Source organism: Bradyrhizobium sp. 147 (assembly GCF_023073935.1).
Classification (GTDB): domain Bacteria; phylum Pseudomonadota; class Alphaproteobacteria; order Rhizobiales; family Xanthobacteraceae; genus Bradyrhizobium.
Genome location: NZ_JADPKL010000074.1, coordinates 1 through 26,705, shown reverse-complemented (window position 1 = coordinate 26,705; position 26,705 = coordinate 1). Strand labels below are relative to the sequence as shown.

Below are 26,705 nucleotides of genomic sequence, written 5' to 3'. Positions count from 1 at the left end.
GAGGCAGCAACACCGACTGAGGTTGTGCATTCAGACGTCAGACAGACGCTCTCTAACGCCGTGTGTCCATTTCCGAGAGAATAGGCGCGGGAGCAGCCGCGGTATCGTTGGGACTTGCCAGTGGGCTCATCAGGATCGCCGGTTGCGATCGGCCAGCCATGATAAGGGCGGTAAGAAGGGCCGAAGGTCCGGGAAAAGCATCTTTCCGCTCAAGAGCGGTCTGGGATCGCCAGAGCGGCAGCAGCGGCCTGGGAAAAGGGCTGATCCCTCAATTTCAAACTGAGACACGGCATTATCGCTCAACACCGTCCAGCGTCCCTGGTGATGGGCGCCGCGAAATGGCGCTGGCGCGACACGGGCTAGTCATCGCACAAGGATGCCGCGATTGGCGGCGACTACCGCATCAGCACCGGACATTTTGCCACAACGTAGCAGTCGGCGCTGAGGACAGGCATAAAGCGAGAATCGGGTCAATGCCCAGAGCCGCAGGCGCTGGGCAGCTTTCGGTAACCCGAAAACTGATCAGGTGAGCGCAGTTCGTGCTTCTGTCGGAAACCAAACGTGACAAATGTCAGTAGATCGCCAGCGTGTCTGCAAACGCGGACGTTCGGCCGAAAAGTCGCGAGCGATTCCTCTAGCTCGCACTGGCGCATGGTGCGGCAAGAGGACGATTTCATGTATGGTCCTCAGGCAGATCACGGTGCTTGGCGAGCGAATGCCAGCATGCCGCAGAGCCTAATCATAGGCGCTTGCTGCGCTTAGCGTTCCTGGCACGGCCGTTGCTATTGAGGGGCAGCAACACCGAGTGAAGCTGTGCATTCAGACGTGTAGAGAGATGTTCTCTAAAGCCGTGTGCCCATTTCCGAGAGAGCAGGCGCGGGAACAGCCGCGCTATCGTTGGCAGTCGGTTGATGGAGAGCGATATGAGGCCGGCTATCCGGCTTCCCAGCTCACCGCTTGCCGGACGCTGAAGCAGTTCGTCCAGACCGGCCTGCTGGCCGCCGGCGTCTCGCGATGTTGTTTTCACCACAAGATGGAGAGTTAGATGAATGCCCCGCTAGGCGCATCTGTAAGGCGCCAAACGACTGACGTAGATGCAATGCTAGCCGAACTGCGATTATGCGAGCGCCCACATGACGTGGAAGTAAGCGGCCTGCCCCTGCACGTCCTGCCTGGTGTTTTGTCACCACGCCTAAGTCACGGTCCCGACGCATTGATGTCGAAGTGGCACATCGAACCTGGCGCGACAGTACTCGATCTGGGATGCGGATCAGGCGTACTAGGGCTTGCAGCGCTCCGTGCCGGCGCAGGCTGTCTAGTGGCACTCGACATAAATCCGCAAGCCGTCCTCACGACGAAGATAAACATCGAGAGGTTAGGTTACTCGGACAAAGCCGAGGCGCGCTATAGCGATACCTATTCTGGGCTGCATTCCGGAGAAAAATTTGACATCATTCTCTTTGCCGCCCCCTATTGGAATCGTAAAGCGAAAGACGACCTGGAGCGCTCTTGCTTCGATGAACATCACAATGTCATGGCCTCGGCTCTCAAAGGTGCGCGGCGCCGCCTAAATGACAAGGGCGTGATGTATGTGCTCTTCTCTGATCAGGGAGATGTCGGGCGCGTCTTGAATTTGATTAATAGGAGTAAGCTGCGCGTCAGGAATATGCATATTTTCCGCCCCTCGATTCCAGAGGGCCACGTCCGGATTATTTGGGAACTCACGGTGCGATGAAAGCTCTTGGCTCTCGAGCGGCGTTCTGGCCGAGCATGGGCCCCTAAAGAAGGCCGAGGCACTGCACCGCCCGCTTTTCAAAAATTATAATGCTCGCGGCAGTTTCCCGGCCGACGAGGCGCGCTCAACGTTTCTCTCGCCGTGACCCACCGCGATGATCACCGAACCTGTGAAAAGTCCGTTCTGGCGCACCTTCACGTAGGAGGCTATCGATCCACGGTTATCACCGGCGCAGCATCGCGGAGCTCGCACTCGCCCGCACCGACGTTTCGATAAAGACGCGCCAAGTAATCCGGGAAGGCTGGGCTCGTCCGTTGCCGCGTACTCAGCATTCAGGAGGACTGGGTCTCTGGTCCTTACGGATCGCAGCCTACGTAATGATACGGAGGTCAGCCGTCGCACTTCCTTGATCTTGGCAATGCATCCTCATCTACATGACACCATGCAGACCAATCTACGATCCACAACTCTGGCGAGCTCGTGCGCAAGCAAGCGCGAATCAAAGCGGATTCGCTCGGCTCCGGCCAACCCAGGGACAGGCTCCTGAAAGTCGCCGATTGTCAAACGCCATCCGGAACTGCCCCCTTTGCGTCATGAAGAACTGCCCCCACCATCGCGATTATGATCTCGGTTGAAGGTTGTTTCCGCCGGTGGCGGGCCGGAGGGAGGCGGAGCCGACCGGAGGGCCGTCACCGGCGGTGGGCGTCTTGATGAGGCCGCTCTTGCGCTTGGCGCGGAGCCGATAGCTGTCGCCTCGGATCGTCAGCACGTGGCTGTGGTGCAGGAGCCGGTCGAGGATCGCGGTGGCGACCACGGGATCGGCGAACACTGTGCCCCATTCGGCAACGCTGCGGTTCGACGTGATCAGCATGGCGCCGGTTTCGTAGCGCCGGCTGACCAGTTGGAAGAACAGATGCGCCGCGTCAGGTTCAAGCGGCAAGTAGCCGAGTTCGTCGACGATGAGCAGCTTTGGCTTCGACAGCGCGAGCAGTTTCTCGTCCAGGCGTCGCTCGCCGTGCGCCTTGGCAAGGCCTGCGACCAGCGTCGTCGCAGTGGTGAACTGCACGGTGTATCCGGCCAGGATCGCCTCTCGCCCGAGAGCGATCGACAAGTGTGTCTTACCTACGCCTGGCGGGCCGAGCAGCAGCACGTTCTCTCCGTTGGCTATCCAACGTGATGCGGCCAGGTCGCGGATTTGCTTTGGGTCGATCGATGGCTGCGCTTCGAAGTCGAAGCCCGCAAGCTCCTTCACGGCCGGGAAGTGTGCGAGCTTCAGCGCCATCTCGATGCGGCGATGATCCTTGCGCGCGATCTCGCGCTCGCACAGCAGGATCAGCGTCTCACGCGCCGACAGGTTCGCGCGCGCCGCCTCGTCGAGCAGGCTGTCGAGCTGGTCGCGAATGCCGGAGAGCTGCAATCGCGCCAGCATGGCGTCTAGCGGATCGGTTGTTGCTTCAATTACCTTCGTTGCCCGTGCCATCAGAAGCTTCCTCCGATCACGGCTTCGTATTCGGCAAGAGGACGCAACAACGAGGGCGGTGGAGACGATCCCGGTACCGTCGCCGCAGCAATCTCCGGCCGGCGGACCGCGCCGTTGCGACCAGCAACACCATCGAGATGGGCAAAGTCGATGATCCGCAGCCGGCGACCCTCCGATAGCTTGTGCACTGCTACCTGGTGCAATCCATGGCGGATCCGCACTTCGCCGGCCGCGATCGTTACCGCCACGCGCTCGCCAATCAGGCGCCACGGTACCGAGTAGCTGTTCGTGTCGATCTCGACGGCGCAATCATTGCCGACGACGCGGGTCAGTTCACGCAAGGATCCGAACGAAGGCTGCCCGCCGAGCGGCTTCAACCGATGTATCTCGTCGCGCGCGAAGCGGATGATCGGCGCCTCTCCGGTCGTGCCGTGGATACGAACATTTGCAACCTCACGCTCCCACCTGTCGAGGTGCGCCTCGAATGCTTCCCAGCTTGGGAAGCAATGACCGGCGATTGCGTTCTTCTTCACGTAGCCGACGCCGTTCTCGGTCTTGCCTTTCGTGCGCGCCCGATACGGCGCGCAGGCGCGAGGACGGAAGCCCCAATGTTTTGCGAAGGCGATCAGCTTGTCATTGAACTGAACCGATCGGCTCACCGCGTCGTGGCGCACCACAAGCGCCCGTGGATTGTCCATCAGCACTTCCTCGGGCACACCGCCGAGGGTCGTGAATGTGCTCTCGAGCCCGGCAAACCAATGCTCCTGTCTCTCGGCCCGGAACGCACGCACATGAAGCCGTCGCGAGTGGCCGAGCGTTGCCACGAACACGAATGCCTTGACTTTCGCTCCTCCGATCTCGACCAGGCGCTCCCCAAAGTCGATCTGCAGCTGTCGGCCCGGCGGCGTCTCAAACCGCGTCGTAGCCAGAGCCTCCGCCTTCAGCGCCTGGCGATAGGGCTGCACGGCGCGTTGCAGCGTCCGCCGGCTGACTGTTACGCCTTTCTCGGCCAACAGGTCCTGGCGCACCACGTCGGCATTGCCGCGATGCCGAACGAGCCTCTCGCGCAGCCAACCCTCAAGGCCGTCGAGACGCTTCGGCCGCTCAGGCGACTTGAACGCCTTCACCCCGCCCGCCACCACGTAGCCCTTCACCGTGTGATGGCTGCAGCCCAGCTGTCGCGCAATCCGCTTCAGACCCCACCCGCACGCCCTCAGGCGCAACATCTCCGCCACGTCATCCGGCGTCTTCATCACCTGCCCCCGTGGATCAATCCACGGCGAGCCTTCAGTGATTCGTTCCTGCTTCATTCACTCTCTCCCCAGCTATCCGAGGAGGGGGCAATTCCTCGTGACGCTGAGGGGGCAGTTTTCCATGGCGCGCGACACCGATGAATACGACAAGCTAGCCAACACTGGTGGCGCGCCCAGAATCGAAAGAGCCAGGTTCGTGTCACGATTTCTGATCGTTATCCGTTTTCTTGACTAAATGCTCGAGCGGCTCGCTCCGAGCCACCGGCGCCAATTCCACGGAACGCATACACTTTCGCCGATAACTAATTTCAAAAGGTCGGCCAACATCAGAAGAGGCAATCAATATTGATTCAAGCGGAAGAAAGGCGCGAACAGATTCACACAGTGGGATTGCGTCGCACTCCAACCCGCTGAAGTATTGTTGCCGAAGGCGTATGCGAATATCTCCTGCGTGAAGCCTTGCGCTTCCGCAGCTTTCGAAATTCCTGTCCAGCAAATTAAATGTTTTAGCGAACTCACGCGAGCAGAGCGCTATTTCTTCTTGTGAAGTGGACGAGCCGGCTTGCGACCTTTGCGCAATGTCTTATGGGACGTTGCTCCTTTAGGCGGTTGGATAAAGAACTCAGATAAATGGACGCCAAGCGATTTAGCGATCCGATCGAGCAGATCGATTGTTGGATTCGCTTCTTGCCTCTCAATAGCGCCCATGTATGAGCGGTCAATGTCCGCATCGAAAGCCAATTGCTCCTGCGGAATACCGAGATCAACGCGGATCCGCCGCACATTCCAGGCCAAAAGCGCACGAGCTTTCATGCGCTAAAGCAGCCATTCGGTGGGCCATCAAACCACTGGCGATAACCGGTCTATTGTTTCAGGTTTCGCAAAAGATAGCGAACTCGCCGCGTGAGCTTACATGAAAGAGCCGGCGTTAGACCCAGATGCCGGGCACGCCGCGCCGAATGGGTTGGTGCTGACTTTCTATCACGACCAGCATCTGGACGTATTTGGCGACTCCTCGATGCGCAGGTCGATGGCACCAACTGAGAAGAAGTTGCGCGGAGGATATTGCTTCTCGCCGGCCTTGCAGCCCCGGTTCACCTTCCGCGGCAGCAACGTCGTGGCGATCCGGAACCGCCTGGAAAGAAGTGGGATTCTTCCCGACGATCCGCGTCCGGGGCAGCGAGGTCGTGTCGCGCGATTTTGACTTGACCTATGGGCCTAACAGCGCGGCGTCACGCTGGGTTTTCATGGGTGATCAGCGCACTGGGCTGTGGGCGTCACGCGCTCTCTGGCCTGCGCGGAGCATGTCGCCACCTCTGGCGGGCAAAAACGTGGCCACGTCAGACACCGCGGTGCGCAGGACCGAATAAAGATACGGAACGCATTGCGAGCCACGAGGATAGTGCTGCCAGTTCTCACGCAATACATCGCAAAAAGAAGCGCATTCAATCGCATTATTTGATGTTGCCGTCGGATCCATACTGCCCACGCTTGCAACTATTCGCCAGCGTCAACGTTCTGCTCCACACTGTCGACTCAAATGCACGTCTCACCATCACATGTTTGTGCATCGATCCTGCCGTTACGCTTCGAAGCAAGGTCCGAAAAAACGAAGGTCACAGCATCAGCGGATTTCGCGCAACTTGACCATGTGGCCAATGCATTCAAATGAATCGAACAAGACCTCGTCTTAAGAAAAGGATACCAAGTGGCGGCAGTAGATTGAAATACTCAACTATTGCGTTCATATGCTCGGCACAGCTACACGTGTCCTATAACGAGCTACGCTTTCGTTGGCTGCGGCATCCAAGGACACTGTTTGATGCAATTTGCGATGCAATTGGGAAGCACGGCCTTCACGCAATTGGTCATCATCTCTCGCGCATGTGCGTCCCGCAGACTGTTGCTGCGAGCCCTTGAGTGGAAACCCGAACGAAGCGCGCCGCTGCGGAGTCAGATCAACACCACAATCAGGATCATTCTGGCTTCACCTGATGCCGTCCGCCGTGCCGAGCGGCCGAGTATTGGCCAGCGCAATGCCCAAGTCTTGCCTATGAGGTTGCTGTCTCGAAGCGTGGTCGCTCGCGGCCCTTTCGGGCGCACTCTGGCCAAGCCTCCGCCAGGGGGCGAGGTCAGTAGCCGAACAGCGTGACCAACATCAATTTGTCATTGAAGGCGTTGCCGGCAGCTTCGAGGTCGCCGCATTTGGGAGTGCCTATGTCTTCCGTCATCCGCACGCTTCATCTTGGCCTCAATCTTCACGGCGCGGGCGGTCACTCCGCAGCGTGGCGTTGGCCGGGCACCAACCCAAGCGCCTTCTTCGACATCGAGCATTACGTTCGTGCTGCGAAGATTGCCGAGCGTGGCCTGTTGGATGCGGTGTTTCTAGCGGATACCCCCGCGGTGCCCTTCGACATCACTCGGCAGCCGCCACTCAATGGGCTTGAGCCGACGCTTGTGCTTTCCGTAATCGCGCGCGAGACAACGCGCATCGGGCTGATCGCAACGGCGTCGACGACCTACAATGAACCATACAATCTGGCGCGCCGTTTCCAGTCGCTCGATGTCATTAGTGGCGGCCGAGCGGCCTGGAATGCGGTTACGACATCCAGCCCAGCGACGGTAGCAAACTTTGGTGGTCGCCAGATCGGACGCGAAGAGCGCTACAAGCGCGCCGAGGAGTTCGTTGAAACCGTTCGTGCTCTTTGGCTGAGCTGGGGGGATGAGACCATTGTCGCTGATCAGGCATCTGGAGTTTACGCCAATACCGATCATTTCCGGCTGCTCGATCCCAGCAAGAATGCGTTCGCAATCCGAGGCCCGCTCACCCATCCCGGCTCGCGCCAGCGCTATCCCATCATCGTCCAGGCTGGAGGCTCGGATCCTGGCGTGCGCCTTGCGGCGCGCAGCGCCGATGTCGTTTTTACCGCAGCCGGGGACTTGAAAACGGCAATCGGGGAGTCCGAGCGCCTGCGCGCGCTCTCGCGTCAATTTGGCCGCCGTGCAACTCCACTCATCCTCCCCGGCCTCGTCACCTTCATCGGCGGCACGGAAGAGGAGGCACAACGCCGAAAGAAGGAAATCGACGCGCTGCTTGATCTGACGCGCGCGATGGACGCCCTCGCACGGAGCATGGACGTGCCGGTCGAAAAACTCAGCCTCGACCGGCCCATTCCCGAGGAGCTCTTGCCCGATCCTCACAATGTCGCGTTCTCGGTCGGTCATCACCGCACGTTCGAAGCATTGGCGAGGGAAGGCCGCACGGTTCGCGAGATCATTGGCAGCGTTCAAGCGTTCGGTCATCGCTTGCTCGTCGGTGCACCCGAGCAGATCGCCGATTCGATCGAATCATGGTTTCGCACAGGCGCGGTCGACGGCTTCAACATCATTCCAGACGTGCTGGAAGACGGCGCGACGGCGTTTGTCGATCATGTCGTGCCGATCCTACAGAGCCGCGGTCTGTTTCGCACGGAATACCAGGGGGAGACACTGCGCGAGCACCTGGGAATCCCTCACCACGACGTTGCTGCCAAGACGTTGGCGAGGCCGTCGTCTCTGTGACGCAATGTTTGTCCACATTCACCGGAGTTTGGAGATGTCTGTTATCGAACGCACGAGCCTTTGGCGTCTCGGCATCCAGCCGAGCACTCGAAGAAAGCAAAAGGCGACGGCTGTCCTGTTGGCGGTCTCAACGCTCCTGCAGATCTCGATCATGGCGTGCTGCTCTGCCCAAGAGGCGTCAGCCGGCGGACCGAAACGAGGAGGCATCATTCGCTACGGGCATTTTCAAGAGCCGCCCTGCCTGTTCGGGGGATGGGTGCAGCAGTGGTATCTTCAGCGGCAGTATAGCGACAATCTGGTTGCTCGGAGGGAAGATGGAAAGATTGTGCCTTGGCTCGCAACGTCTTGGACAATCTCCGACGACAGGAAGGTATACATCTTTGAGATCAAGCCAAACGTCAAGTTTACCGACGGGACGCCTCTCGATGCACAAGCTGTTGCCGAGAACATCAACGGATGGCTCGGCAATGATCCGGATCGTCGCAATCCGACTGCCGCTCCTTACCTCGAAGACAGCTTCGAATCGGCGACAGCAATTGCCCCTCTCACGCTGCAGATAACGCTGAAGACGCCATTTCAGCCGTTGCTCAACGTTTTCGCGCAGTCCTCCCAAGGCGTTTTGTCACCAACTGCGCTCAAGCGCGGACTTGCCGTGAACTGCAACAGCCCGGTCGGGTCAGGCCCGTTCATCGTGGAGAAATGGAATCACGGGCAGAACGTCGTGTTTCGCCGCAACCCGGATTACAATTCGGCACCAAGTCACGCCAAGCACCAGGGGCCGGCTTACGTTGATGGCATCAACTGGAGGTTCCTTGCGGATCAAACCGTCCGCTATGGCTCACTGCTGACGGGCGAATCTGATGTCGTCTATGATATTCCGGCAGTTGCCTGGAAGGACGCCAATTCCCGCTTCGCCGTCTTGCGGCATATAACAGGCGGCACCCCTTTACGCCTGGCGTTGTATACGGCAAGGCCCCCCTTTGACGATGTGCGCGTCCGCCAGGCTTTTGCATACGCTGCTGACCGAAGAGCCGCCGTCGAATTGTCCTTCCTCGGCGCTTTGCCATTCGAGGCTAATGGAGCGCTCAGCCAGAGTTCGCCGGAATATATCAGCGGGCTCGGGCGGTCCTATGGGTATGACGTTGGAAAGGCCAATCAGCTCCTCGATCAAGCGGGTTGGACTGAACACAACAAGGACGGCATTCGCCTCAAGAATGGCAAGCCCCTCGTCGTTCGAATCTCCTATTCGAGCGCTTTTCTAAAGCCAGACGGCGAGCAGGCATTGCAGGTCATCCAGCAGCAGGCGAAAGCTGCCGGGTTCGAGGTGCGCCTTCAGCCGACCAACCAGGCGGATTTCTTTGCCGGGAAGAATCTCGGTCCGGACGACTACGAGGTCGTGCTCCTCTATTGGGTTGCACCCGGCGCAGAGATCTTCCGCATTTCATGGAAGCCTGATCGGAACGGCGAGCGGAACCGCTTTAATCCGTCGCGCTACCAGGATGAGGCACTGTGGAATGTCATTCAGACAGCGGAACAGGAGTTCAACGATGGCGGGCGGACTGCGCTTTATCAGCAGGCTGAACGCAATATCGTGGAGAAAGCGGCCGTCCTAGGCCTCACGGTGCTCGATGTCACATTGGCAACCAGCCCAAAGCTGAAGGATGTCTGGCTGGACCGCGGGTCGGTCGGTGAACCCGTCTTTTATGACGCTCATTTCATCGACGTGAAGTGATGCGTGTGAATAGCGCAGCTCATGTTCGGATAGGCTGGCTTGCGGGCAGGTTCGTGTCCGCTGCGACTGTGGTGTGGCTAGCTGCGACCTTCACGTTCCTTGTTCAATGCCTGATGCCCGGCGACCGTGCCCAGATCATCATCAACATGGCGAGTGGCAACGTTGGAGAGGCCTCTCCAGCAGAGCTCGCGGCGGTCAACGCAAAGTACGGCTTTGATCAGCCACTCGTTCTGCAATACGGCAAATACATATGGGGCATCCTGCATGGGGACCTTGGCTTGTCATACCAGCAGCATCGGCCGGTCCTTGACATCATCGCAGAACAGATTGGGCCAACCATCATTCTGGCGGTTGCGGCGCTCATTGCGGCATGGGTCATCGCGGCTCTGACGACCGTCCTCGTCGCCGGCCAAGACAACATGTGGTCAACCTTGCTCAGCGGAATACAGGTGTTCCTGGCGACAGTGCCGCCCTACTGGCTGGCTACAATCCTCCTCGTTGTGTTTGCGGTGCAGCTTCGCATTGTACCGGTCATCGGGGGCAATTCCCCGATCGGGCTCGTTCTTCCAACGATTGCGTTGGCTTTAGAGTTGTCAGGATTCCTCGGGCAAATCGTTCGCAGCGAATTCACGCGTGTCCTCGAGCAGCCATTTGTCATCTCGGCGCGGGCACGAGGTATGGGTGAGCTCGGCGTCAGGTTTCGCCATGTCCTGCGTCATGCAGCGTTGCCCGGCATCACTTTATCAGGCTGGGCGATCGGAAAGCTTCTTTCCGGTGCGATTCTGATTGAGGCGGTATTTGCGCGTCAAGGCCTTGGTGGAGTCCTTGTCGCTGCGACGTCCTCTCGAGACGTTCCAGTCGTCTCGGGGGCTATTCTGATCTCCGCCGGCCTGTTCGCCGTCACCAATATGCTCGTCGATCTCACCTACCGAATCGTCGATCCCAGGATCAAGATGACATGAGCAGGGTAGGTGACTGGAGCGCGTGTTCGCAGCTGATAGAGGCGTCGGCGATCCTCCGTCGTATTCCTCTTCGGGTTCACGTAGCTCTGATCGTTATTGGTTTCTTTATTGTCGCGGCAATCGCGCCGAGTCTGCTGCAGACGCACGATCCGCTCGCGATCGATTTGACGGCACCATTGCAAGCTCCCTCATTCGCGCACTGGTTCGGAACGGACCAATCAGGCCGGGATATTTACTCCCGAATTGTCGAAGGAGCAGGCCAGTCACTCACCATCGGGCTTGGCGCAACTGCGCTGAGCATCGGCATTGGGCTGGTTTTTGGCATCATTGCCGGCCTTGTGGGTGGCGCGCTCGACAATGTTCTCAGCCGGCTTTTGGACGTGCTGTTCGCACTTCCCACGCTGTTCCTCGCGCTTCTGTTCGTGAGCTTGTTCGGTCCATCGGTGCTGACCCTCGTTATAGCGGTCGGAGTTGGCACAGCTCCGGGCTATGCTCGGATGATCAGAGGACAGGTTCTGTCTGTAAAAGGGGCGCCTTATGTGGAGGCTGCCAAGGCCCTCGGCCATCCTTATCCACGTATCCTATGGCGGCATATCATTCCGAACGCGATGAGCCCGCTCACGGCGATGATGACGCTTGGCGTTGGGCAAGCGATCGTCTGGGCGGCGGGTGTTGCGTTTCTCGGTCTCGGCGTCGCTCCCCCGGCGCCTGAATGGGGCGCGCTGCTAAATGCTGGGCGAAACTATGTGATCTTCGCATGGTGGCTTGAGATCATGCCGGGCATTGCCGTGGTGTCGTTTGCTCTCGGCCTGACTGTTGTCGGACGCTATTTGCAGGATCTCCTGGAAGGAAAGATCTAAGTAATGCTCCACGTTCCTAATCGACAAGTGCCCCCGCAGGCGAACCTTCTGACAGTCGATTCACTCTGTGTCTCATTCGGGCGGGATCTTCCTGAGGGAACAGCCGTGCGCGGCGTCTCATTCTCTCTTCAGGCTGGGCGCTGCCTGGCCATTGTCGGAGGGTCCGGCTCCGGCAAGAGCGTGACTTCGCGCGCCATTGTCGGTCTTGCCGGCCGCCGCGCTCATGTCCATGCGCGTCAACTGACCTTCGCCGGCACCGATCTCACAGCTCTCGATGATCGCAGCTGGCGGCGCGTCCGCGGCAAGGAGATCGGCTTCGTTCTGCAGGATGCACTCGTCGCGCTCGACCCGCTACGCCCGGTGGGCAAGGAGATTGGCGAAGCATTGCGTCTCCACCGTGCGGTTGCATCAAGCGAGGAGCTCGAACGGCGCGTCGTCGCGCTCCTTGAGCTCGTCGGGGTGCCTGAAGCAGCGGTCAAAGCCCGGCAGCTGCCGCATCAACTATCCGGTGGCCAGCGCCAACGCGCGCTCATCGCTGCCGCTCTGGCCCTCGATCCACGCATCCTGATCGCCGACGAGCCGACCACGGCTCTCGACGTCACCGTGCAGGCGCAGGTGCTGGGATTGCTGGAAGAGACCAAGTTGCGGGGCAAGGCGCTTCTCCTGATCAGCCATGATCTGGCGGTTGTCTCCCGGATAGCTGACGAGGTCTTGGTCATGCATGAAGGCAAGGTGGTCGAGCGCGGATCGGCAGACCAGGTCTTCCAAGACCCTCAGCACCCCTATACCCGCCAGCTTTTGGATGCGGTGCCCTCTGCGCGCCTGCGCGGCTCTCGCCCCTCGCGATTGCCCGCTGCTCGGGCGTGGAAGCCGCCGTTCCGGTCTCAGGAGCAATCACCATCGACATTCCCTTCGGTCGTGCTCAGCGCGGCAAATCTTGTGAAGCGATTCAAAGGACCAGATGGCGTGCTGCGCACGGCCGTCGATGGTATCTCCTTTGAGCTGCGATCCGGCGAGACTCTGGGCGTCGTCGGGGAGTCCGGATCTGGCAAGTCAACGATGGCACGATTGGCGCTGGCGCTTGACCCGCCCGATGAAGGCGCCGTTCTGTTTCAAGGTCGGGCCTGGACCACGCTGACCGAACGCGACCGCAGGGCGCGGCGCCGGGCCATCTCGGTCATTTACCAGGATCCTCTCAGCTCCTTTGATCCGCGCTGGTCTGTGGGACACATCATTTCCGATAGCCTCGCAAGTGACGTGGAGAGCAGAGACGAGCGCTATGAGCGCGTTGTCGAGCTTCTTGATCTGGTCGGACTATCCCCAGCCCTGCTGGATCGCCGGCCGCTCGAACTCTCGGGCGGTCAGCGCCAGCGCGTTGCGATCGCCCGTGCGATCGCTCCAAGGCCCGCTGTGATCGTCTGTGATGAACCGGTCTCGGCTCTCGATGTCTTGATTCAGGCGCAAGTGCTGGACCTGCTGACCGATCTCAAGGCGCATCTCAATATGAGCTACGTCTTCATTTCGCATGATCTCGGTGTAATCCGCCAGCTCAGCGACCGCGTCATGGTCATGCGCCAAGGGCGCGTCGTCGAGACCGGCACCAGGGACGAGATATTCCTCAATCCGCGCACCGACTATACGCAACGCTTGCTCGCAGCAGTCCCAAGCCTTGCGCGCGGCGGGGTGGCCAATCGTTCATTCAGCCGCGTCTAAGAAGACGCCGGCATAGATGGGAGCGTTTCAATGCTCTGTGATGAACGCCTTTTCGACGAAAGGGCCAAGGCCTTTGGCGATTGAACGATCGAAGGCGCGTCCTTTAGGCGGCACGGGCGATGCCGGCAAGCTTGTTGGCGAGTGCGATCGCCAGCGCCGCCAAAGGTCACGAGCGCCGGGCGCGGAAGTACCTCATCCCCTTCTTCGGCAATAAGGGCCTCTCAGAAATTACTGGCGTGAACGAGTACCGCATGCATCGGATTGCAGATGTCAAAGAGAGGTGGGGAAAAGCGCGACTTCCTAGCTCGTCCTCAATGTCTTCCCATATGCTGTTGTAGTCAGTCTATTCGTGCGTTGGTGAGCGAGAGGTTGTCACATCCGCATCCGCCTGTTGGGATTCCTGCGGTGCAAGTTGCCGAGCATCTAAGCGCTTTGGGCTCGTCCATGATGCGACTGTGGGATTTGCGACTATGCTGTCGGGCCCAGGACACGTGCGCTTGAGCGAATAGCCTTTACAAGTCAAGCTCTCGTAGTTGGCACGAGCCTTGAAAAGGAGCTGTCATTCAGCATCGCATGCTCGAGGAATTGCAGTGATGGCTCACAAGATGAAGGCCTGTCAGTTCACCTATGCCGCGCACGGTTCCGTCACCGTGATCGACCAAACCAATATCGAGGTTCGCGCCGGCACCGATCGCCCGATGCCGATGACCGACCGTTAGGCGTGCCAGCCACCTGCTGCGTCTTCTTTGCAGTTAACACGCGCCAAAAAGTCGATGCGATTGCGGAGGCACTGATCAAGTTGCTCACAGCGGGCGAGCAGCCGTCAGACCCTAAGCCCAACGGCAGGTCTAAGCCGACGCGCGCCTCCTCTGTGAGGCGCAGCTGCCCAGGCGGGCCGCCTGTTTCCGCATCGGCAGGCCATCACGAATTCAGGGCGGGAAAGAGCATCCCTCTCGGCGGAACAACTCGTTTGCGGACGAGGCAGATCGAGCAGCAATCCATGAACAAAATAGTCGAAAGAAAACCAGGATCAGCTTTGCGATACGCAATGACGAGACGAGCGGCTGGCCAACACCTCACTGTCGAGCTCAGCGAAATCGTGAAGCTCGCGTGGCCGATGGTGTTGACCCAGCTTGCGCAGGTCGCGATGATGACGACAGATCTTGCCTTTATCGGGCACATCGGGCCTGAGGCACTCGCCGCGGCCGCCCTGGCCGTGACGCTCTATCTCGTCAGCTTCACCTTTGGCGCGGGCCTGCTCGCGCCGATCGCACCTTTGGCGGCGCAGGCCTATGGCGCCGGGAATCATGCTATGGTACAGCGCGCACTGCGCACGGGGCTGTGGGCGGCGCTGATGCTATCGTTTCCGATCATCGCGTTTGCGTTTGGCGGAGAGCAAATATTGCTCGCGTTCGGTCAGGCGCCAGATGCGGCGCGGCTCGCCCAGCAATATCTGTTCGGACTGGCCTTGGGCGTGGTGCCGGCGCTATGGCTTCAGGTCATCCGTAATTTCATGAGTGCGGTCGATCGGCCGGAGCCGATCTTGTGGATCACACTGGCGGCTATCCCCCTCAACGCCCTGCTCGTGTATCTGCTGGTCTATGGGAAGCTCGGGCTGCCGCGGCTTGAGCTGTTCGGGGCCGCGCTTGCGAGCACGTTGGTGAACTGTGCGATGTTCCTGGCCGGTTTCTGGTTTGCCACGATGCGTCGTCCTTTCCGTGACTACCACGTGCTTGCAGATCTCTGGCAACTCGATTGGCCCTTCTTGCGGCAGCTGATCGTGATCGGAACTCCGATTTCAATCGGCTCCCTGATGCAGTACGGAGTTTTGTCGGCTGCCGCGCTCCTGGCCGGCCTAATCAGCACCAGTGCACTCGCTGCTCATCAGATCGCGCTTCAGATCACCGTGATTACATCCATGATCGCTTTCGGCATCAGCATGGCGGTGGCCGTGCGCGTTGGACATGCGGTCGGCCGCAGCGACGGTTCCGGCATCCAGCGGGCAGGCCTGGCCGCGATACTGCTCGGTACCCTCATCGCTGCCCTGCTGACGGTTGCGGTGATCGTCGCGCGTTTTGAGATCGCCGAGCTGTTTGTGGACAAATCGGCCGGAGATGCCGACGCAACGATCGGACTGACTGCAGAGCTCCTTATCGTCGCAGCGAGCCTTTTTGTCACTGATGCAGCGCAGAGCATTGCGGCGGGCGGTCTGCGCGGACTGAAGGACACCCGGGTGCCGCTTCTGTTCGTCGGCATTGCCTATTGGCTGATCGGCTTCTCACTTGGCTACGTGCTTGGTTTGAAGATCGGGCTCGGTGCAATCGGTATCTGGATTGGCTTGTCAATCGGGACAACCATCTACGCGGGGCTCCTCGTCCTGCGGTTCCATCTGCTGGCGAGCAGGCGTGCTCTCAGAGCCGTCACTTGATAGCGTGAATCACGGTTATTGGCGTGATAATCTTAGGAATGCGAGGCGACTTACTTAGTGTGCGCTCCGCCTTCATACCGAGGCAAGCCGTTTGGTTCGGAAGAAGATGCTGAACCGCGTAGTCACCAGGAGTTGCGGGCCATTCTAAGGCACATCGAAACGAATGTGCCGGCCAACTTGGCCCCATCTGGGCAGCACTCCACTGAAGCATCCAAGGTCAGGACTGGCTCGCCCGATGTCCGCGCTGGCACGTTCACTTCACACCACCCATGCCTCCTGCCTCGATCAGGTCGAAGGCTTCTTCACGCTCATCAACTAACGCGCCCATCCGGCACGGCCGACGTCGTAAAAAAAGCGGCAGCTTTCTCCGCGCTTGCGATTTCACGCCCCATCATGTGGACCGCTAGTCCCAACTCCACCCTCCAGTACCTCGCGCTACTTTGTCGGCGAACTTCCGGGACGGAGCTGCGTCGCCGGGATGAAAACTGAGGAACGGAAGGCGGGCGGCGATTTGTGGGCTCAATGGTCCGACATCTGGAGAATGCGCGTACGTGCATCGAAGGCAACTATTACTCGATCGTCATAGAGAGCGACATTGGCTTTGCGGTCGAAGGCATAGAGAAAAAGCGGGACTTGCCGTCTCTCGGGCGTTGCGAACCATTGTCCGGTTTGTGACAGAGACGCGAGTGCTGTCAGTTACGAAATTCTGACGGCGTCCGCCGCGCCGTTTCTGGACACGCATTCAACGTCAATTCAGGGTAGGTGAGGGCTGGCACAGACATTGCTATTGAAGTGCGTCGTAAAGGCCGAATGCAAGAATAACGACCGCATGAAATCGTGGAGGTACCCCAAGTTGCGGCTTCTTCGGTCTGCTGTCGACGCACTGATAAGTATCTGAATGGGGAAGTCGTGGGGAGATCAACTCCGTCTGCCACAACTTGCTTAGGCTTATGTGCGACTCGGCTCGTGATGGCACAATTCCAAAGGGCCGGCCAGGAAAATTACACCCTGATGAGTGATGATGCCTGTGTCGCAGAAAGAAATTCAACGAGCGCTATGGGGCGCATATCGAGGCTACCTGAAACACGCAGGCGATGCAAAATAACGCCCGCACAGGAGACTGAGAAAGTGCGCTCGTCATCGAGAATGGAAGATGTCGACAGTGACGCAAGCCACCGATACCAATAGCCAGTTCAGCGTGCACGAGGAGCTGGGAATCCGTCCAACGACGATAAACCAATCCTCGGCAGATGGTGACTTTGTCCGCTACTGGAGCCGAAACAGTGATCGCGCGTCCGCGTTGGCTGCGGTGGGAAACCGAACCGAGGAAGCTATCAAGAAGACCGGCATCGGCCTGCAGCTATCCTGCGAGAACTTTAACGGTCACGATCTATCCGGATTTCCATTGCGGCGATGCATTCTCAATCGTGCGCAACTTCACGGAGCGAAGCTGGATGGAGCCGATCTGTCCGAGGCCAACCTTATCTGCCCAGGATTAGAGCGAGCAAGTTTCCGCGGAGCCAAGCTCGATTTTGCGTATATGCATGCAATCGCCGCTCAGGTCTGCAGTTTCGACGATGCAAGTTTGCGCAATCTCATCGATGCAACAGGTAGCCTGTTCCACGGATGCAGCATGAGGAGAACGCGTTTCGACAATGCAGTCCTAAGTGGCGTCCTCTTTTATCAGTGTGACGCAAGCCAGGCTGTCTTTGATGGCGCCGAACTGCAAGGATCGACCATCAATGAATGCTACCTGCCTCGCTCGTCCTTCCATTTTGCCAATTTGAGCCAGGTTACAATGACCAAGGCGCATCTCACCGGCAGCTCCCTTCTGCAGTCAAGGGGAGAGTGTCTATCGATCCTGCGCCCCACTTCGGTGGATGGTCTTGTTCTAGAGAACGCTCATCTTCCCTATTTCAGGCTTTCAAAGGCGAGCGGTCGCATCCTGGCCAAAGCGCTGGCCGCTCCCTTTTCGGATTTCAGCCTCTCAAATCTTGCAAAGGCAGAGCTTGAGGAGGCAGACCTATCTGAGGCGCGACTTCTGTCTGTGAATCTAGCCAGCGCCAACCTTGTCGGCGCGGTGCTTAACGGAGTATCTGTTCGCTCTTGCCAGCTCGATGGGGCTGATCTATCTCGCGCATCAGGAGAAACCATTTCGATCACCGAGAGCACGATGCGCTACGCCCGATTGGGCGGCTTTCGTGCGCGCTGTGCGTTTATACGCGACTGCGATCTCGATGATACAGATTTTTCACAGGCGTATCTCTATCGATCAATGATTACAGGTGATCCTCCGCAATCTATGGCCTTGAATCGCGCCAATTTCGAAGGAGCAAACCTTGTTCAGTCATATATTGCAGCAGGAATGACCGGCAGCAACCTGGAGGCCGCCCGTACCGCATATGTTCGAATGAATCAATCGTCCCTCCGCAAGGCCAACTTGAGTGGAGTTACGCCGTTCCAAGCAAGCTTTGTAAAGACTGATTTTTCGGATGCAGAGATAACGACTTTTGAACCGCCGTTCTTTGCCGACAGGTGTCCTGGGCTCCAGGCCGCTTTGGAGGGGGTGGAAGATCAGAAATACAAACCTTCAGAGTATCTGGCTGACTTCTCATCGCTAATGAGACGCGGTCGAGAGGGATCGAGCTGATTTAAGCCGAAATGCGCATGGCGATCTAGACCAGTCATCCTAGAAGGAAGATGGAAGAGCACGATGCGCCCCGCTGTGGCGGCGTTCCCAGGCGCTCTTGCGCGGCCAGTGTGAGGGGCGCTCTCACCACGCCTCCTGCCTGATCGAGCAGCCCAGCTGCTGTGTAATCAACAAGAGCGGAGCAGGAAATATGCATCTAGCGTCTCTTTCAGCTGGCAAGGCCTTCATTGCGGACATGGCAAGGCGAGGTCGAACGATCGGCACAGTACATACTCTGGGTGCATTGCATCAGGGGCACGCGGAATTGATCAGGAGGGCCGCAGTCGAGAACGATGTCGCCATTGTCACGGTCTATCCGAACAAAATCCAGCTCAGCCCGGGTCCTGAATACGAGTTCAATTTGGATGATGACATTGCGCTTGCGCTAGGAGCGGGCGCTTCTGCTGTGATTTCGACGACGGACGCGGAGATGTTCCCGCCAGGATATCGAACGTTTGTGTCTCAAGGGGATTATCCGCTGCGTGCGAACGGGCCTCATGGGCTCCTCATGGAAGGTATCACCGGATGCATCCGATGGATCTGTTTCGCTCGACCATCTCGCAGTTATTTCGGCTTGAAGGATATTGGACAGGCTCTTCTCGTAAAGCGAGCGGTGGCAGATCTGCTTCTTGATTGCGAGATACGATTTGTGCCGACAGTACGATACAAGAATGGAGTGCCTATTTCGTCACGTTTGCGACACTTCAATTGTTCCGAGCTGGACGAGCTTTCGTCCCTCTTCCTGGCGCTGGACCACTTGAGAAAAGAGGCCGCGCTGGGAGTATCTTGCGCCCAAGACCTGATAGACGCGGCAAGACCGCTGATCACATTCCGACGGTTTGAATTGGAATCTCTTCGCATTGTTGGCGCGGACAGCTTTGAAGATCAGAAGCAGATCGAGCTTCCCTTCATAATCAGTGGAGTCGCCCTTGGTCGCGGCCTCAGAGTGCCTGACAATATCTTTGTACCGGATCAAGATTCACTTTTGCATGGTCCTGCTGATATATGGATCGACTTGCCCGAAAGGTGGGAGTCTGGCCATCATGCTCAGGCGCGGGCTTGAAGAGATCAGCGGCGGTTCGCGCATTGGTCGCCCAATCGGCTAGGCGGCTTCGAAATGTCATTCCAACCTGCTGCCTGTCTCTGGCGAGTTGCTCTCGCTCCAGCCGACCTCTTCGGCTTTGCGCGACACCTGGAAATCCTTAATTGCCAATTGCTCCTCGAGAGGCTGACGGGTCTCCGGGAGGAGAGAACCGCAAGGGACTCTGTGAGGCGAACGATGGTCCTGCCGTGCATTGATTCGGTTGACCGCAGACCTGGTTGGGGGATCACGTGACGTTGATCGTGCTATTCGCGCACTTCCTCTTTCGCGGCGACTTTCATGACCGAGCAGGTTGCTGACCTATACAGATCGGGGAATTGCAGCATGGGCAGAGTGTCCCCGTTGAAATGTCCCTCCAGTGAAATAGAGCTGGTCCGGGTTGTTTCCGCGTCGATAGATGGGACCGCTGCCGGGGCGTTAGGCTGCCATACGGCATGGCAGCGGGTAAAGTAGGCTTGGTCCGGCGTGCTGCCGCCATGACTGGAATGGGGACGCCTACTGTTATGGAAGTTGAGATATAGGCCGATCGGGCTGCGCGCCCGGCTGACGCTGTCATAGCGGGCACATCTCCTCGTGTTTGACGTTGCTCCAGAGCCGTTCGACAAACACGTTGTCTCGCCATGCGCCGTTCCGTCCATGCTGATCGCAAGACCGTTGTCGGCGAGCACGCCGGTAAAGGCCTGTCCAGTGAACTGAGAGCCTGAGCCGTGTTGAAGATGTCCGGCTTGCCGGGACGAGCCAAGGAATACGCCAGCGTTCGACGCAGAAGTTCATGGTGATCGACAGTCACCACGACAGACCGCGACGTGCTGCGCAGTCCAACACCGCAGCGAGATCGGCGAAGCCAATCGCCGTCAGAATGTAGGTGATTTCCATCGCCGGACTTGGTTCGGTCGCGTAATCTCCATGACGCGCAGCAGATATGGATGGATCTTGTGGCCGGGCTCGGGTCTGGTGGCGCGCGGATGGCGATAGAGCGTCTATCCCAATCCGCCGCATCGCCGTCTTCACATGCTGGCGGCCGATCTTGCTCTCTGAGCCGTCGTTGATCCCTATGGTCGAATTGATCGAGGTACTCTCCAGCAGCATTGAGCTTCATTCCACCGAGTAGTCGCTTTCCTACCGGGTCGCCTCGAATCGGAAACATGCCGATGTCACTGTGAGGCGCACCCATCCGAACAACAATCGAGGAGCTTGAATCGGCCGTAGGGCCAGGTTGTACAACACGACGGCGGGATATCCGCGGAGCATAGGCAATGAAGCAGCTCTCTCTCTGTATGATACTTTATGTTGTTTGCGGACTGCTTGGGTTGAATGAGATTGCGCTCGCGGACTCAACGCGGCGCTACGGTTGCATCATAGACGGCACCGATCGAGAGCCGACAGGCGATCGGAATGGGCGCACCATTGTCAGCCTTCAATACACCTGCCGCGTCGCCGATGGTCTGTGGAAGGACGCGGGAATTACGGGACTGTCGGTCAGCCAGTGGGACAGTGAGAAAGGAAGGTACTTGGCTTCTATCGACATTTACCGTGCGCTCCACGGAATTGCGGTTGGTCAGGTGTTGGAGGGGACCGGTTCCTCTGTCACGGAGGACAACAGGGCTGTTGGCATCGCAGCTCCGGCAAGGTGGTGTTTAAGTTCGCATCCGGATCGTTGGCGGCTCTCTCAGGAAGAACCGTAAAATTCACGACCAAACCCGTCAGTCCTCGTCAATTCGAGATGGAATTCACAGATTGGCCTGAAGCCGCTCACCCGAAATGACTCGCGTCGCGATAACGGTCATCTCGTTTCTAAAGGTCGAGTCGAGCTGTGAAGTCGCGATGTTTCCATTCCTGGCTCCGCGACCAAATAGGGTGGTGAAGTGGAGCTGGCACGTCGTGGCGCGCATTGGCGAACGTAAAAGGCATTTTGTGAGATACAATCAATTCCGAAATAGAACGTCAATGGAAGCCGAGACGAATTAGCACGCCTTGGTGTGCGTTGCGTGCACGGGTCACTCCGCCGAGGTCGTCCGCGGCTGGCGGTGCGGGCCATCTCGGCTTTTCCGAGAAGAGGCTTGTCACGGCGCTCAACGTATCGGACATTTGTGCGAGCGATGCACGCCAAGTCGCGACGTAATTCAATCCTCTCGATTGGCAGCGATGTTGATATCCAAGCTATTGACACAAGTCCCAGTTCACGTTGAAGCATCCTCCTGAAACGGAATCCCGCAAAAGGAGTGATATAGCCCGTTGTTAAACCCCAGCGGGAATTGATATCGCGGATAAGATTGATCTCTCGCTTCGGGACTGCGCGCCTGCTCCGTATGTGACAGGCGGATGAAACCGTCGCGCAAATTTACTAAATTCAATACGACGAAACAAATGTATTTCTAACTTGCAAATTGCATATGGAAATATGATTAACTTGTAGTAGAATAGCGCTGCGTAGTCGCGCTGATTGATGAGACCGCGAGTTATCCGCTTCGTCCTCATGAGCTCGAATGTACCTGGTGCGGACGTGTGAAGAGTTGCCTTCCCAAAAATATCTTTAAGCTTAGCTCCCGGACAGAGCGAACATTTCTCATCGGCGAAAAGAATGCTGGTTTCGTTTCATGGACTGGACATCTGTTGACCGTATGATTGCGATGTAAGAGCGAGGTAATCGATCATGTTGCACGTCGATCCCGGCACCGCTGCCCGTCGACTCGTCCTCTCCAGAGGCTATGCAAGAGTCGGAGCTGTGCGCGACACAGCGGGTCACACGATGGTCGTGGTCTGTAGCCCAAGATGCATTGCAGCCTTTTGTGGCGAGTGCTGCAACACATTGCGACCGCGTAGGGTGCATCACCAGGCCGGCTTGGGTGGCTTCTGTTGTCGGTCCCTCGACCGAGTGGTCACGTAGCTTTGTTCGCGCATCACGATAGCGAGAGAATGAGCATGAGCAACATGACAGATAACATTATCCCGCGAGCGGATATCGTCAAATCCACGGCCCGGCTCGGTGCCGAGATCAAGAACGTCAGACTATCAGATGAATTATCAGACGAGATGGTCCGGGCTATTAGCCAGTTACTCCTTGAGCACAAGGTCATCTTCTTCCGTGATCAGGGACATCTCGATGATTTCGAACAGCATCGCTTTGCCCTCAGGCTTGGTTCGCTGGTAACGCCTATAGATATGAAGCCGGATCGTCGCAGCGGTCATGCGGGCCAGATGCACACGGACGTCAGTTTCGGTGACGAATGTCCGAAGATCTCGGTGCTGCGCGGCGTCGTGATCCCGCCTGATGACCGTGACACAGTTTGGTCAAGCACTGCGGCCGCGTATCTTGATCTTCCGGAGCCGCTGCGGATGCTGGCCGACAATCTCTGGGCAGTGCACTGCAGCACCTATGATTGCACCTTGACCAGGCACTCCGCCGAGATGGATGCAAGACAATTTGGTGATGTCTTCACCGGAACCATCTGCGAGGACTCGCGTCCGGTTGTTCGCGTCCATCCCGAAACGGGCGAGCGCTTGCTCGTGCTCGGAGAGTCCGTGAGGAACTTCGTCGGCCTGGAAAGATATGCGAGCCAGAAGCTGTTTGACCGCCTTCAATCTTACCTCGCCTCGCCCGAGAATAGCGTAAGATGGAGCTGGAAACCAGGCGACGTTGTAATCTGGGATAACCGCGCGACCCAGCGCTGCGCCATCGGAAAATCCAGTGACCGAGATGGAGTCGAGAGGCGTTCTATCGATGGCGATGTACCCCTCAGTATCGCTGGTCCTCGCAGCGTGGCGCGCTCCAAGCCAAAGCTGCAGACGGCCAAGGCTGCCTAGTGTGGCCACTGATCTGGTCTATCGCCATAGAAGGAAGTGATCTGAATTGAGCGTCATCAACGCTCTCCTGCGCGCAATGAGGCTGAGTAGCTGATGCGTACGCCTTCTGTTGTTTGCGACGTTCACGAGCTCGAATGGATTCGCATAAGGCACACGCATCCAAATTGTTGGTATTCCCTATGTTCGCCTCCGAAACGAGCCGCTCTCTTGCGTGCAGTGCTGAATGAAGTTGGCAGAGAACTCCCGGCTGATGAGACTGGCACCCGGACGCACGTAGCTTCGAGAATCCTCGAAGCTGCGTCACGAGGAGAGACGTCCATTGAGGTCCTCAAGCAAATGGCCAGACGCTCTCCGACGATGTGGCCTCAGAAGGGCTCCCACTGTGTTAATCCGGCAGCAGTGATTAGGGTGGCGAGCTCACAGGAAACCAACATGGATTGACGACATGTGCGCGAAAAGGCGAGCCACCGCGCGACTGATCCGCAGCGACGATTGGCTCGAGATCAGGCAATTGGCTGCCTGCAAGCCAGTAGGTTACCGCATCAGGTGCTGAATTGAACCTCTTCTTCGTCGTTTGTTAAGAAGCCGTCGGCGAATGATTGGTGGCCGCTATGGCTGCGGTCAAGGCGACGCATCCAAAACCCCCCAGCCAGGCGAAGATGCTATGAAAAGTTCATCCGCGTCACTGCTCAAGATTGACGGCGCAGGTTCGCACATCTGGTCTTGCCGAGCAGGCTCCATTTACAAATCATGTGATCTCCGCTGCGCGTGCTATGGTCTAGCCGTTCACGAGCAGTGCGCTGATGCCTTGTCACACCGCTCGTACCCGCATTGTATTTATCGCAAATCTCAAAGTCCGGCCCGACCGCAGACAAGTGCGGAGCCGCGGCGAGCCATTCCTCGATGATGGGTTGTAGGGGTCGAGCATCGATGGCACATAGCTGCCCGACGAATGCCCAGCTGCTTACCCACTTTCCAGCCATCGCCGAGCTCTCGGGCAAGGGCGCCACGACGCTTTGCGCACCGGCGCGATAGTCATCGCTGGCTTTCGAAGCCCGCTGATCAACGCGCTTGCCCAGCTCATTTTGAGCGTCCCGCATCTGTGCCAGCAATGCCACCGGATCAAACGGGCGGTAAATCTCTTCGCTGGCGGTAGCCTTCACTTTAAAACTCAAAGCGCTCTCAGCCGATTTTTTCCAAATCGGCCAGGCACTTTTCCAGGTTGCCCTTGGCTTCGGTCAAGAGCCTTTGCGTTTCACCAAGTCGCTTGAAGTCAGGTTTCACTGGGCCGGCAGCCACGGCGCTGAAGTGTTGGCAAACAGTCGTGAGATCGTTCGATATGTCCTCGAGAACGAAGGCTATATTTTCGAGGGGCACGAGCTCCGAGAAGAAACTCTTCGAAACAGGGTCGTCCTGGCCGGTGGGGCCCTCGAACTTCACCTCGACGAATGGAACGAGGACATCGCGATTATCACGCGCTCTGCCTACACTCATGACCAGCGAACTGAAGGTTGATGATATGTAGGTGAGCCGGTCGACGAGGGCGCTTCCGTATAGCATGACGGCATCGGGGGCGCTTTGCGGCTCATCTGGGCTCAAATCACCAAGATCATCTTCAGTCGACATGTTCGCTCTCCTCGCCGTATGGATGCAGTATCCCCACGGGGAATGAGGCAGGTTTCGGATTGCTCACCGCCTAGAAGCCATGAGCCTCGGCCTTTTTTGCCTGCGCAACCCTGACTGAAAACCCTCGATGTGAATTTTTTGTCGGAGCCTTCAAATATCCGGGAGCTGAAGGTGTTGGTCCGTGAAGATGGAGCAAATAATCTTCAATCGCGCGACGAATGCCTACAGCACTCGCGTTCCGTAGCCCCGCGGAATCATGAGTGTGCACCGAGCCGTGTATCGCCAAATTGAAGAAATCCCGAAGAACATCCGCCTCTGCAACAACGTGCTGAGGATGAGCGGCTCCAACTCGCGCGAATGTCTCTCTCACCTGCGCGGGTAACCCGTCGCGGTTCTTCGTTTCGCGCTTTTCGCGCCTTTCGAGCTCGAGCAGGCCGCCACGAGTCAGGGCGAAAAGGGCAAATTTGCCCTGGGTTGTTCGTTCGACGAACCGCGCATTAGTCATCAAACGAAGAATCCTGCTGAGATTGGCATCTCGCAGATGTAGTCTCTTGGCGATCGCCGCCTTCTCCATCTGTCGGGACGGCGTGTCGCGGAGCAATCGAAGTATTGGCACTACGTGCTGACGATGCAGGACCTTGCTTGGACGTGCGAGCTTGGACGAGTTTATCGACATATGTAGAAGGTCGTAGAATGCTCTGAAGCGCTCCGCATAGGGAGTATTCCGCGCGCCAAGCGTTGCGCTTATCCGTCGCAGGATATCGAACCATTCTCGTAGCTCTTGGTCACGCCGCCGGCTCTCCAGGGTGTTCCAAACCCACGCTCCCAGAGTGGCGTAGAGGCGCTCCAGGCTTTTCTCAGATCCCTCTTTGAGGAGCTCGGAAATGACGTGCCTGGCTTCGCTCGCCGTCGCTTCGCCCGCCTCTACCTTTTCCAATGTCACGGGCAGATGAAGCCGGAGCAGCAGGAGATCGAGCGGTTGCGCCGTGAGGTCGCCAGGTTGAAGGCCGAGCGGGATATCCTAAAAAACTGTCCAGCGTTGTGGCGCGCCTGCGCGGGGTAGAAACAGCCTTGTGCTATCTTCTTGGCTAGGAGGGTAGCGGCCGTCAGCTTATTGGAGGCAGAATCCCCGTTAAAAAACGTGGTCCATGGGTGCATGCGGACTTGGGAGTGGTGACGCTGCTCCGGCGGCGATCCCGATTAGGAAGATGACGATTGGCATAACCCAGACCCTCCTGCCCATCATTAAATGGAGGACCCGCTTATGCCCAAGAGGACGACTGGTGACCGCCCGGAGCTGAAGCCGGTCAATGTCGGCGCGGCCGCCATCGACATCGGATCAAAGATGCACATGGCTGCGGTGAACCCAGCCTGCACTGATATGCCAGTGCGCACGTTCGGCACATTCACAGAAGACCTGCATCATCTGGCAGACTGGTTTAAGGCCTACGGCGTGACGAGTGTCGCGATGGAATCCACCGGGGTCTATTGGATCCCGGTTTACGAGATCCTGGAGCAGCGCGGGTTTGAGGTCATTCTGGTCAATGCTCGCTACGCAAAGAACGTGCCCGGGCGCAAAAGCGATGTCAGCGATGCCGCATGGTTGCGCCAGCTTCATTCCTATGGCCTGTTACGCGGCAGCTTCCGACCTGATGCCGAGATTGCAACCCTGCGCGCCTATTTGCGCCAGCGGGAGCGGTTGGTGGAATATGCCGCTGCCCATATCCAGCATATGCAGAAGGCCCTGATGGAGATGAACC

20 protein-coding genes and 1 pseudogene are annotated in these 26,705 nt (G+C 58.1%); 14 read left to right on the top strand and 7 right to left on the bottom strand.

Annotated features, from left to right (window positions below):
- Window positions 1–1,045 precede the first annotated feature (1,045 nt).
- Window positions 1,046–1,735 carry a methyltransferase gene (locus IVA87_RS15955; RefSeq protein WP_247334166.1) on the top strand — a complete coding sequence of 230 codons (690 nt, stop codon included), beginning with the start codon at window positions 1,046–1,048 and terminating at the stop codon, window positions 1,733–1,735.
- A gap of 619 nt (window positions 1,736–2,354) precedes the next feature.
- Here IVA87_RS15955 and istB read toward each other — a convergent pair.
- The 3 genes from istB to IVA87_RS15940 all read right to left on the bottom strand — a co-directional run bounded on the left by istB (window position 2,355) and on the right by IVA87_RS15940 (window position 5,281).
- Entirely contained in the window at window positions 2,355–3,215 is an 861-nt protein-coding gene (istB, locus tag IVA87_RS15950) for an IS21-like element helper ATPase IstB (RefSeq protein ID WP_276576812.1), read from the bottom strand.
- Window positions 3,215–4,525, bottom strand: coding sequence for an IS21 family transposase (istA, locus tag IVA87_RS15945; protein ID WP_247334165.1), 1,311 nt, complete (start codon window positions 4,523–4,525; stop codon window positions 3,215–3,217). The genes istB and istA overlap by 1 nt, the downstream gene beginning before the upstream one ends.
- A 474-nt stretch (window positions 4,526–4,999) precedes the next feature.
- Window positions 5,000–5,281 (bottom strand): helix-turn-helix transcriptional regulator, encoded by a 282-nt coding sequence (locus IVA87_RS15940; protein ID WP_247334164.1) that lies wholly within the window; start codon window positions 5,279–5,281, stop codon window positions 5,000–5,002.
- Window positions 5,282–5,381: 100 nt separating this feature from the next.
- On the opposite strand from IVA87_RS15940, the gene IVA87_RS15935 reads away from it, so the two are divergent.
- The 10 genes from IVA87_RS15935 (at window position 5,382) to IVA87_RS15895 (ending at window position 19,476) form a co-directional block, all read left to right on the top strand.
- Entirely contained in the window at window positions 5,382–5,672 is a 291-nt protein-coding gene (locus tag IVA87_RS15935; RefSeq protein WP_247334163.1) for a hypothetical protein, read from the top strand.
- A gap of 1,013 nt (window positions 5,673–6,685) precedes the next feature.
- Complete coding sequence (locus tag IVA87_RS15930) at window positions 6,686–8,029, top strand: NtaA/DmoA family FMN-dependent monooxygenase (protein WP_247334162.1); 1,344 nt, start codon at window positions 6,686–6,688, stop codon at window positions 8,027–8,029.
- A gap of 34 nt (window positions 8,030–8,063) precedes the next feature.
- Complete coding sequence (locus tag IVA87_RS15925) at window positions 8,064–9,761, top strand: ABC transporter substrate-binding protein (protein ID WP_247334161.1); 1,698 nt, start codon at window positions 8,064–8,066, stop codon at window positions 9,759–9,761.
- Between the two features lie 53 nt (window positions 9,762–9,814).
- Complete coding sequence (locus IVA87_RS15920) at window positions 9,815–10,723, top strand: ABC transporter permease (protein WP_247334158.1); 909 nt, start codon at window positions 9,815–9,817, stop codon at window positions 10,721–10,723.
- Window positions 10,720–11,583 carry an ABC transporter permease gene (locus tag IVA87_RS15915; protein ID WP_247301043.1) on the top strand — a complete coding sequence of 288 codons (864 nt, stop codon included), beginning with the start codon at window positions 10,720–10,722 and terminating at the stop codon, window positions 11,581–11,583. The genes IVA87_RS15920 and IVA87_RS15915 overlap by 4 nt, the downstream gene beginning before the upstream one ends.
- Before the next feature lie 105 nt (window positions 11,584–11,688).
- A complete protein-coding gene (locus IVA87_RS15910) occupies window positions 11,689–13,296 on the top strand; it encodes an ABC transporter ATP-binding protein (protein WP_247334156.1) in 1,608 nt (535 codons plus the stop codon).
- A 593-nt stretch (window positions 13,297–13,889) separates the two neighbouring features.
- Entirely contained in the window at window positions 13,890–14,015 is a 126-nt protein-coding gene (locus tag IVA87_RS35150; RefSeq protein ID WP_256466481.1) for a hypothetical protein, read from the top strand.
- A gap of 329 nt (window positions 14,016–14,344) precedes the next feature.
- Window positions 14,345–15,724: an MATE family efflux transporter gene (locus IVA87_RS15905; RefSeq protein ID WP_247334154.1), complete on the top strand. Its 1,380-nt coding sequence runs from the start codon at window positions 14,345–14,347 to the stop codon at window positions 15,722–15,724.
- Window positions 15,725–16,877: 1,153 nt separating this feature from the next.
- Window positions 16,878–18,374: a pentapeptide repeat-containing protein gene (locus IVA87_RS15900; RefSeq protein WP_247334152.1), complete on the top strand. Its 1,497-nt coding sequence runs from the start codon at window positions 16,878–16,880 to the stop codon at window positions 18,372–18,374.
- A gap of 190 nt (window positions 18,375–18,564) precedes the next feature.
- On the top strand, window positions 18,565–19,476 hold the full coding sequence (locus IVA87_RS15895) for a pantoate--beta-alanine ligase (protein ID WP_247334150.1): 912 nt from the start codon (window positions 18,565–18,567) through the stop codon (window positions 19,474–19,476).
- Window positions 19,477–19,932: 456 nt separating this feature from the next.
- Here IVA87_RS15895 and IVA87_RS15890 read toward each other — a convergent pair.
- Window positions 19,933–20,544: pseudogene (locus IVA87_RS15890) on the bottom strand (integrase core domain-containing protein); the annotation flags it as partial.
- 227 nt (window positions 20,545–20,771) lie between these two features.
- Between IVA87_RS15890 and IVA87_RS15885 the strand changes: the two are divergent.
- Both IVA87_RS15885 and IVA87_RS15880 read left to right on the top strand, forming a co-directional pair.
- Entirely contained in the window at window positions 20,772–21,200 is a 429-nt protein-coding gene (locus IVA87_RS15885) for a hypothetical protein (protein WP_247334149.1), read from the top strand.
- Between the two features lie 1,231 nt (window positions 21,201–22,431).
- Window positions 22,432–23,319 (top strand): TauD/TfdA family dioxygenase, encoded by an 888-nt coding sequence (locus IVA87_RS15880; RefSeq protein ID WP_247334148.1) that lies wholly within the window; start codon window positions 22,432–22,434, stop codon window positions 23,317–23,319.
- Between the two features lie 689 nt (window positions 23,320–24,008).
- Here the strand turns inward: IVA87_RS15880 and IVA87_RS15870 are convergent.
- The 3 genes from IVA87_RS15870 to IVA87_RS15860 form a co-directional block, all read right to left on the bottom strand.
- Window positions 24,009–24,482, bottom strand: a complete 474-nt coding sequence (locus IVA87_RS15870) for a hypothetical protein (RefSeq protein ID WP_247334147.1) — start codon at window positions 24,480–24,482, stop codon at window positions 24,009–24,011.
- 19 nt (window positions 24,483–24,501) lie between these two features.
- Window positions 24,502–24,945: a hypothetical protein gene (locus tag IVA87_RS15865; protein WP_247334146.1), complete on the bottom strand. Its 444-nt coding sequence runs from the start codon at window positions 24,943–24,945 to the stop codon at window positions 24,502–24,504.
- Window positions 24,946–25,015: 70 nt separating this feature from the next.
- A complete protein-coding gene (locus IVA87_RS15860; protein WP_346658366.1) occupies window positions 25,016–25,888 on the bottom strand; it encodes a hypothetical protein in 873 nt (290 codons plus the stop codon).
- Window positions 25,889–26,209: 321 nt separating this feature from the next.
- On the opposite strand from IVA87_RS15860, the gene IVA87_RS15855 reads away from it, so the two are divergent.
- Window positions 26,210–26,705: transposase (locus tag IVA87_RS15855; protein ID WP_247334144.1), on the top strand; the 496-nt coding region annotated here is incomplete at its 3' end.